The organism is Methylorubrum podarium, from assembly GCF_040270385.1.
GTDB lineage: Bacteria > Pseudomonadota > Alphaproteobacteria > Rhizobiales > Beijerinckiaceae > Methylobacterium > Methylobacterium podarium.
The window spans coordinates 1-7,561 of the sequence record NZ_JBELQE010000086.1; the positions used below are offsets into that span (position 1 = coordinate 1).

Consider the following 7,561-nt stretch of genomic DNA (forward strand, 5'->3'; position numbering starts at 1 on the left):
CGGAGCGCGGCGTTCTGGATGCAGGCCGCGTCCGGGTTCGCACGCTGACGCTTCCCGATGTCTACCAGGACCACGACAAGCCGGAGAAGATGTACGCTGAGGCCGGTCTCGACGCCGAGGGCATCCTCAGGGCCGTCCGCGCCGCCCTGCCGGAGAAGAAGGGCAGCCGGGCCGGGCGCCTGCGTCTCGCCTGAGCCGATTGAGTGCCCGAAGGCAATCGCTTGGAAAGCGATTGCACCGTATGCCGGGCGCGAAGAGCGCCCCGCGAAGCGGGCCTCGGCCTCGCCGAGGCGTCGAGCGAAGCGAAAGCCCAAGAATTAAGACCTTCGGCGGAGGCGGCCGCCGGCGTCTGAGGTTTGAGTAGAGAGCGCGGTGCTTGCCGCACCGCGTCATCAGTGAGACAAGCGCCGCGCCGTCCGGCCCGGAATCGGGTGCGTCGACGGAGCGGCGTTTCTGCTCGCCTGCGGGTCTCGTGACCGGCGGGCGGGACCACCCGTGAATCACGCGAGCACGATGACAGAGCCGACCCAAAGCGGCCCGTTCCCGGCGGGGCCGGTGCTGATCACCGGTGCCAGCGGCTTCCTGGGCGCCGCCCTGGTGGACGTTTTCCGCGCGGCCGGCTTCACCGTGCGGATCTCCGTGCGCGCGTCCTCGCCGCGAACCAACCTCACCTGGCCCGATGTCGAGATCGTCGAGGCCGACATGCGCGACCGCGCCGCCGTGGCGAGCGCCATGCGCGGCCAGCGCTACCTCGTCCACGCCGCGGCCGATTACCGGCTCTGGGCGCCGGACATGGAGGAGATCGTCCGCACCAACCGCGACGGCACCCGCATCCTGATGGAGGAGGCGCTGAAGGCCGGCGTCGAGCGGATCGTCTACACCTCGAGCGTCGCCACCATCAAACCGCACGACGACGGCACCCCCGCCGACGAGACCCGGCCGCTGACGCCCGAGACCGCCATCGGCGCCTACAAGCGCAGCAAGGTCGTGGCCGAGCGCGTGGTGGACGAGATGGTTCTGCGCGATCGCCTGCCGGCGGTGATCGTCAACCCGTCCACGCCGATCGGCCCCCGCGACGTCAAGCCGACGCCGACGGGCCGCATCATCCTCGACGCGGCGCAGGGAAAGATCCCGGCCTTCGTCGATACCGGCCTCAACCTCGCCCATGTCGACGACGTCGCCGCCGGCCACCTGCTGGCGCTGCAAAAGGGCCGGATCGGCGAGCACTACATCCTCGGCGGCGAGGACGTGATGCTGGCGCAGATGCTCGCCGACATCGCCGGCATCGTCGGCCGCAAGGCGCCGACGACGCGGCTTCCCTACGCGGTGATCTACCCGATCGCCTTCCTCTCCGAGCAGATCGCGCGGGTGACCGGCAAGGCGCCGCTCGCCACCATCGACGGCGTGCGCATGTCGAAGTACCGGATGTTCTTCTCCGACGCCAAGGCACGGGCGGAACTCGGCTATTCCGCGCGGCCCTATCGCCAGGGATTGGCGGACGCCGTCGCGTGGTTCCGTCAGGCGGGGTACATGACATGAGCGCCGCGCTTCAGACCGCCACCGACGCGCGCACGGGCAAGGGCCAGCACGACGAGAACTTCCCCGTCGCCTCGCACCTGATCCACCCGCGCAACCGCGGCGCGATCCTCGCCTTCTACAACTACGTGCGGGCGGGCGACGACGTCGCCGACCACACCGGGCTCTCGCCCGAGCGCAAGATCGAGATGCTCGACGCGCTCGCCGACGCGCTCACCGGCAAGGGCGGCTCCGATCCCTCGGTCGAGCCGCTGAAGCGGGAGCTCGCCGCGCACGATCAGCCGCCGACCCACGCGCTCGAACTGCTCGACGCCTTCCGCATGGACGCGCGCAAGTCGCGCTACGCGAACTGGGACGAGCTGATCCACTATTGCCGCTACTCGGCGATGCCGGTCGGGCGCTTCGTGCTCGACGTGCACGGCGAGGATCCGGCGCGGGTCTACGAGACCTCCGACGCGATCTGCGCCGCCCTGCAGGTGCTCAACCACCTCCAGGATTGCGGCAAGGATTTTCGCAATCTCGACCGGGTCTACATCCCCCTCGACGTGATGGCCAAGCACGGCGCCGACGTCGCGATGCTGGGCGCGGACAGGGCCACCCCCGAGCTGCGCGCGGTGATCCGCGAGCTCGCCGAGCGCACCCTGGTGCTGCTGGAAGAGGGGGCGCCGCTCCCGAACCGGATCGACGACTTCCGCCTGAGCCTGGAGATCGCCGCAATCCACCGGCTGGCCGTCGTGCTGACCAAGGGCCTGCTGACCCGCGATCCGCTCTCGGACAAGGTCCATCACGGCAAGGCCGCCTTCGCGCTCACCGCGCTCGGCGGCATCGCCGCCACTCTGGTGCGCCGCCCGTTCCGGTCGCGCGCCCCCCGTCCCGCCGGAGCCGGCCGATGAGCGCCACCGCCAGCCCGATCCCGGGCGAGACCGCCGAGGCGCCCGCCCTGCCGGCCGCCGGCTCGTCCTTCTACACGGCGATGCGCCTGCTCCCGAAGGAGCGGCGCGAGGCGATGTACGCCGTCTACGCCTTCTGCCGCTCGGTCGATGATGTGGCCGACGACGGCGGCCCGCGCGACGTCCGCGCGGCCGAACTCGACCGCTGGCGGGCCGATATCGACGCGCTCTATGCCGGCAACCCGCCGCCGCGGGTGAAGCCGCTGGAAGAGCCGACGCGCCGCTTCGGCCTCAAGCGCGAGGACTTTTTGGCGGTCATCGACGGCATGGCGATGGACGCGGAGGAGGACATCGTCGCCCCCTCGGAAGCCAAGCTCGACCTCTATTGCGACCGGGTGGCGAGCGCCGTCGGGCGGCTGTCGGTGCGCATCTTCGGCATGCCGGAGGCGGACGGCATCCGGCTCGCGTGGCACCAGGGCCGGGCGCTGCAGCTCACCAACATCCTGCGCGACATCGACGAGGACGCCGAGCGCGGCCGCCTCTATCTGCCGATGGAAAAATTCCACAAGATCGGGCTGATGACCCCGACGCCCCAGAGCGCGCTGGCACATCCGCGCCTCGGCGAGGTCTGCGCGGCGGTCGCCGCGGAAGCCGAGGAGCATTACCGCCAGACCTGGGCGATCATCGCGCGCAGCCCGCGGCAGGCCACCAAGGCGGCCCGCCTGATGGCGGCGGCCTACCGGCTCTACCTCGACGCCGTGGTCAGGCGCGGCTGGGCCGCCCCCCGCGCGCGGGTGAAACCCGGAAAACTCTCCCTCCTCCGCGTCGCCCTGCGCCACGGGATCTTTTGAGATGACGGGTACGGTTCACGTCGTCGGCGCCGGGCTCGCCGGCCTCTCGGCGGCCGCCTCGCTGGCGGAAGCGGGCGGCCGCGTGGTGCTGCACGAGGCGGCCAAGCAGGCGGGCGGGCGCTGCCGCTCCTACTACGACCCCTCGCTCGGGCTCACCATCGACAACGGCAACCACCTGCTCCTGTCGGGCAACCGCTCGTCCCTCGACTTCCTGCGGCTGATCGGGGCGCCGGACGACGCCCTGAGCGGTCCCGACGAGGCGGCCTTCCCCTTCGCCGACATCCGCACCGGCGAGCGCTGGACCCTGCGCCCGAACGAGGGCCGCCTGCCGTGGTGGGTGCTGCGGGCCGGCCGGCGCGTGCCGGGCACCCGCGCCCGCGACTACCTCGCGCCGCTCTCGCTGATGATGGCCGCCTCCGGCAACAAGCCGGGCCAGAGCGGCACGATCGGGGAGAAGATGTCCTGCGACGGTCCGCTCTACGAGCGGCTCTGGCACCCGGTGCTGCTCGCCGCCCTCAACACCGATCCGCGCGAGAGCGATGTCGGGCTCGCCGCCACCATCCTGCGCGAGACGCTCGGGGCGGGCGGGCGCGCCTGCCGGCCGCTGATCGCGGTCGAGGGCCTGTCCACCGCCTTCGTCGATCCGGCCCTGCGCTATCTCGAAGCCCAGGGCGCCGAGATCCGCTACGGCCGCCGCCTTCGGGCGCTCACCCTCGGGCAGGGCCGCATCGAGCGCCTCGACTTTACCGACGAGCCGACCGTGCTCGGACCGGACGACGCCGTGGTCCTGGCCCTGCCGCCGTGGGTGGCGACCGAATTGCTGCCCGGCACGCCGGCGCCGCAGGAATTCCGCTCCATCGTCAACGCCCATTTCGCCGTGCGCCCGCCGGAAGGGGCGCCGCTGATCCTCGGCGTCGTCGGCGGCCTGACCGAGTGGCTGTTCGCCTACCCGGATCGCTTCTCGGTGACCATTAGCGGCGCCGACCGGCTGCTGGAGGAGGGCCGCGAGGATCTCGCGCGCCGGATCTGGGTTGAGATCGCGGAACTCAACGGACTTGCACGGGAATTGCCTAGCTGGCAGATCGTCAAGGAGAAGCGGGCGACCTTCGCGGCGACGCCCGCTGAGGCCGCGCGTCGCCCCGGCGCGGCGACACGCTACCGGAATCTGGTTCTGGCCGGCGATTGGACGGAGACGGGTCTGCCCTCGACCATCGAGGGCGCGATCCGGTCCGGCACGAATGCCGCGCAAGCCCTAGTCCGCACCGGCATGTGCGGACGGGCACAGGCACAGGGAGTCGCTTGAAGGATATGACGACGGCATCGAAACACGCGAACGAGGCGAGCACGATGCGTGAGGCGGCCGTGAGCAAGGTCGAGACGCTGCAGCGTCCCAAGACCCGCGACGTCTCTCTCGACGACGTGGAGCGCGGCGTTCAGAACGCCGCCCGCGCGCTCACCGAGATGACGCAGGCGGACGGCCACATCTGCTTCGAGCTCGAGGCGGATGCGACGATCCCCTCCGAGTACATCCTGTTCCACCAGTTCCGCGGGACCGAGCCGCGGCCGGGGCTGGAAGCCAAGATCGGCAACTACCTGCGCCGCACGCAGTCGAAGGTGCATGGCGGCTGGGCGCTCGTCCATGACGGCCCGTTCGACATGAGCGCGTCGGTGAAGGCGTATTTCGCCCTCAAGATGATCGGCGACGACATCGAGGCGCCGCACATGCGCGCCGTGCGCAAGGCGATCCTCCAGCGCGGCGGTGCGGCCAACGCCAACGTCTTCACCCGCATCCTGCTCGCCCTCTACGGCGAGGTGCCGTGGACGGCGGTGCCGGTGATGCCGGTGGAGGTGATGCACCTGCCGAAGTGGTTCCCGTTCCACCTCGACAAGGTGTCCTACTGGGCCCGCTGCACCATGGTGCCGCTGTTCGTGATCCAGGCCAAGAAGCCGCGGGCGAAGAACCCGCGCGGCGTCGGCTTGGCTGAACTGTTCGTGACCCCGCCCGATTCGGTGCGGACCTGGCCGGGCTCGCCCCACGCCACCTGGCCGTGGACGCCGATCTTCGGCGCCATCGACCGCGTGCTGCAGAAGACGCAGGACCGCTTCCCGAAGGTGCCGCGCCAGCGCGCCATCGACAAGGCGGTGGCCTGGGTCTCCGAGCGCCTGAACGGCGAGGACGGGCTCGGCGCCATCTTCCCGTCGATGGTCAACTCGGTGCTGATGTACGAGGTGCTGGGCTATCCGCCCGACCACCCGCAGGTGAAGATCGCGCTGGAGGCCATCGAGAAGCTCGTCGCCGAGAAGGAGGACGAGGCCTATGTCCAGCCCTGCCTCTCGCCGGTCTGGGACACGGCGCTGAACAGCCACGCCATGCTGGAGGCCGGCGGTGCCCAGGCCGAGGCCAATGCCCGCGCCGGCCTCGACTGGCTCAAGCCCCTGCAGATCCTCGACATCAAGGGCGACTGGGCCGAGACCAAACCGAACGTGCGCCCCGGCGGCTGGGCCTTCCAGTACGCCAACCCGCACTATCCCGACCTCGACGACACCGCCGTCGTCGTGATGGCGATGGACCGGGCGCAACGTCAGCACGGTCTGGTCAGCGGCATGCCGGACTACTCGGCCTCGATCGCCCGCGCCCGCGAATGGGTCGAGGGCCTGCAGAGCGCCGATGGCGGCTGGGCGGCGTTCGACGCCGACAACAACCACCACTACCTCAACCACATCCCGTTCTCGGATCACGGCGCGTTGCTCGATCCGCCGACCGCGGACGTGACCGCCCGCGTCGTCTCGATGCTGTCCCAGCTCGGCGAGACCCGCGAGACCAGCCGGGCGCTCGACCGCGGCGTGACCTACCTGCTCAACGACCAGGAGAAGGACGGGAGCTGGTACGGCCGCTGGGGCATGAACTTCATCTACGGCACGTGGTCGGTGCTCTGCGCGCTGAACGCGGCGGGTGTCGATCCGCAATCGCCGGAGATCCGCAAGGCGGTGGCGTGGCTCATCCGCATCCAGAACCCGGATGGCGGCTGGGGCGAGGACGCCTCCTCCTACAAGCTCAACCCCGAATTCGAGCCGGGCTACTCCACCGCCTCGCAGACGGCCTGGGCGCTGCTCGCCCTCATGGCGGCGGGCGAGGTGGACGACCCGGCGGTCGCCCGCGGCGTCAACTACCTCGTGCGCACGCAAGGGCAGGACGGGCTGTGGAGCGAGGAGCGCTACACCGCCACGGGCTTCCCGCGGGTGTTCTATCTCCGCTACCACGGCTACCCGAAGTTCTTCCCGCTCTGGGCGATGGCCCGCTTCCGCAACCTGAAGAAGGGCAACAGCCGTCAGGTGCAGTTCGGGATGTAGCGCACGGCGTCTTCCCTCCCCCTTGCGGGGAGGGACCGAGGGTGGGGGTCGTGCAGGCGGCACCGCAACGTTCCCTCCTGAGCCACCCCCACCTCCAACTTCTCCCCGCAAGAGGGAGGAGAGACCGTGATCGCCCATGATCCCCTGGGAGCACCTCGACACCGCCGCGATCCCCGGTGAGGCGGGCACACTTCGCCTGATGCGCCGCGGGACCGAGTACTCGATCCAGCTCGACCGCAACGAACTCATGAACAGCCGCCTCAGCGGCTCGGAGGAGGCGCTGGCGCGGCTCGCCGCCGAGCGGATCGCGGGCGCGAGGGCGCCGCAGGTGCTGATCGGCGGCTACGGCATGGGCTTTACCCTGCGCGCCGCGCTGCGATTTCTGCCGGAGGCGGCGCGGGTGACGGTCGCCGAGATCGTGCCGGCGGTGCTCGCCTGGGCGCGCGGGCCGATGGCGGCGCTGACCGGCCCCAGCCTCGACGATTCGCGGGTGACGATCCGCGAGGCGGATGTGGCCGCGGTGATCCGCGAGCGACCGGGCGCTTACGACGCGATCCTGCTCGACGTGGACAACGGCCCCGACGGCCTCACCCGCGGCGCCAACGACCGCCTCTACGACGCCGCCGGCCTCGGTGCGGCCCGCGCGGCGCTTCGCCCCCGCGGCGTGCTGGCGGTGTGGTCGGCCCATCCCGACGCGGCCTTCACCCGGCGGCTCGGTCAGGCAGGGTTTTCGGTCGAGGAAGTGGCGACGCGGGCGCGCGGCAAGCGCGGGGCGCGGCACGTGATCTGGCTGGCTGGACGGGGCTAAGAGCCAGATGTGACGCGCAAATCTCCCCCTCCCCTCCGCGGGAGAGGGTGGCCCCCGAAGGGGGTCGGGTGAGGGGAGCGCCGCTTCCGGAAAGACCTGAGCCGCCCCCTCTCCCGCCCGCTCGC

General features: G+C 71.0%; 7 protein-coding genes. All 7 read left to right on the forward strand.

Annotation, left to right across the window (positions count from 1 at the left end):
- A partial coding sequence (locus tag ABS772_RS17035) for a hypothetical protein (RefSeq protein WP_350395990.1) occupies positions 1–194 on the forward strand: 194 nt, incomplete at its 5' end.
- Positions 195–513: 319 nt separating this feature from the next.
- Positions 514–1,539, forward strand: coding sequence for a hopanoid-associated sugar epimerase (hpnA, locus tag ABS772_RS17040; RefSeq protein ID WP_350395991.1), 1,026 nt, complete (start codon positions 514–516; stop codon positions 1,537–1,539).
- Positions 1,536–2,429, forward strand: a complete 894-nt coding sequence (gene hpnC, locus ABS772_RS17045) for a squalene synthase HpnC (protein WP_238257847.1) — start codon at positions 1,536–1,538, stop codon at positions 2,427–2,429. Before hpnA ends, hpnC begins: the two co-directional genes overlap by 4 nt.
- On the forward strand, positions 2,426–3,277 hold the full coding sequence (hpnD, locus tag ABS772_RS17050; protein ID WP_350395992.1) for a presqualene diphosphate synthase HpnD: 852 nt from the start codon (positions 2,426–2,428) through the stop codon (positions 3,275–3,277). Before hpnC ends, hpnD begins: the two co-directional genes overlap by 4 nt.
- A gap of 1 nt (position 3,278) precedes the next feature.
- Positions 3,279–4,580 (forward strand): hydroxysqualene dehydroxylase HpnE, encoded by a 1,302-nt coding sequence (gene hpnE, locus ABS772_RS17055; protein WP_350395993.1) that lies wholly within the window; start codon positions 3,279–3,281, stop codon positions 4,578–4,580.
- A 44-nt stretch (positions 4,581–4,624) separates the two neighbouring features.
- Positions 4,625–6,628 carry a squalene--hopene cyclase gene (gene shc, locus ABS772_RS17060; protein WP_350395994.1) on the forward strand — a complete coding sequence of 668 codons (2,004 nt, stop codon included), beginning with the start codon at positions 4,625–4,627 and terminating at the stop codon, positions 6,626–6,628.
- Positions 6,629–6,764: 136 nt separating this feature from the next.
- Entirely contained in the window at positions 6,765–7,436 is a 672-nt protein-coding gene (locus ABS772_RS17065) for a spermidine synthase (protein ID WP_350395995.1), read from the forward strand.
- Positions 7,437–7,561: the final 125 nt, after the last annotated feature.

Coding starts and splice junctions, on each gene's coding strand:
- hpnE (WP_350395993.1), top strand. CDS start 3,279: ATGACGGGTACGGTTCACGTCGTCGGCGCCGGGCTCGCCGGCCTCTCG.
- shc (WP_350395994.1), top strand. CDS start 4,625: ATGCGTGAGGCGGCCGTGAGCAAGGTCGAGACGCTGCAGCGTCCCAAG.
- hpnC (WP_238257847.1), top strand. CDS start 1,536: ATGAGCGCCGCGCTTCAGACCGCCACCGACGCGCGCACGGGCAAGGGC.
- hpnD (WP_350395992.1), top strand. CDS start 2,426: ATGAGCGCCACCGCCAGCCCGATCCCGGGCGAGACCGCCGAGGCGCCC.
- ABS772_RS17065 (WP_350395995.1), top strand. CDS start 6,765: ATGATCCCCTGGGAGCACCTCGACACCGCCGCGATCCCCGGTGAGGCG.
- hpnA (WP_350395991.1), top strand. CDS start 514: ATGACAGAGCCGACCCAAAGCGGCCCGTTCCCGGCGGGGCCGGTGCTG.